Source organism: Acidovorax sp. ST3 (assembly GCF_003231145.1).
In the GTDB taxonomy this organism is placed as follows: Bacteria; Pseudomonadota; Gammaproteobacteria; order Burkholderiales; family Burkholderiaceae_C; genus Acidovorax.
The window spans coordinates 1-735 of sequence record NZ_QKVP01000027.1; the positions used below are offsets into that span (position 1 = coordinate 1).

General features: G+C 68.2%; 1 protein-coding gene. It reads left to right on the plus strand.

All coding sequences use genetic code 11. From position 1 onward, the window contains the following. Window positions 1-735: M28 family peptidase (locus DNK89_RS23330; RefSeq protein ID WP_153064325.1), on the plus strand; the 735-nt coding region annotated here is incomplete at both ends.

Below are 735 nucleotides of genomic sequence, written 5' to 3' on the forward strand. Positions count from 1 at the left end.
CTGCTCAAGAAGGCCGGCCTCGATTTCGAGGCCCTGAAGAAGCAGGCCCAGACCCGCGACTTCAAGCCGGTCGAACTGAAGGGCGCGACCTTCTCGACCGGCTTCGCCGTCGATCATCAGGTCATCGTCAGCTACAACGTCGTCGGCCTGCTGCCGGGCACCAAGCGGCCGGACGAGACGGTGATCTATTCGGCCCACTGGGACCACCTGGGCGTCGGCGCGCCGGACGCCAAGGGCGACCGCATCTATAACGGCGCCGTCGATAACGCGACCGGCACGGCGGCCCTGCTGGAGCTGGCCCGCGTCTACGCCAAGGCCCCGCGCGCCGACCGCTCGGTGGTGTTCCTGGCCGTCACGGCCGAGGAGAAGGGCCTGCTGGGCTCGACCTATTACGCAGCCAATCCGCTCTATCCGGCGGCCAAGACCGTGGCCGACATCAACATGGACGCCCTGGACGTCAACGGCCTGGCCAAGGACATCACCGCCTCGGGCAACGGCCAGGTGACGCTGCAGGACGACCTGGCGGCCTACGCCAAGGCCGAGGGCCGCTACTTCACGCCGGACCCGACGCCGGAAGCCGGCCACTTCTACCGTTCGGACCACTTCCCCTTCGCCAAGATCGGCGTGCCGGCCATCTCGATCGGTTCGGGCCAGGATCTGGTCAAGGGCGGCGTCGCCGCCGGCAAGGCCGCCGAGGAGGCCTACAACAGGGACAAATATCACCAGCCCGCCGAC